Source organism: Gilvimarinus sp. 1_MG-2023 (genome assembly GCF_030548285.1).
Genome location: NZ_JAUOSC010001307.1, coordinates 1 through 255 on the forward strand (window position 1 = coordinate 1; position 255 = coordinate 255).

The 255-nt window shown below is 50.2% G+C and carries 1 pseudogene; it reads left to right on the plus strand.

Annotated elements, in window-relative coordinates:
• Nucleotides 1-39: 39 nt before the first annotated feature.
• Nucleotides 40-255 (plus strand): annotated as a pseudogene (locus tag Q4563_RS21085) (hypothetical protein); the annotation flags it as partial.

The window sequence follows — 255 nt, forward strand, 5'->3', positions numbered from 1 at the left end:
CCAGTACACCTCGCAGTCGCAACGGATATTGATTCAGTTATGGAAACCAGTAGCCAAAACCAGCAAGAAAACTCCGGCTCTCACTCCCTCTTTAGCGAGCATCAGGGTACCTACTTCGCCTATTGGCTGACGCAATCAACCAACCAGCAAAACCGTATTTCACAGACTGTTGCCTCCTCTCGAGTCGACATGAACCCCCATCAAGTAGAGGCCGCTTGCTTCGCACTCAAGTCACCATTGGAAAAAGGCGTATTG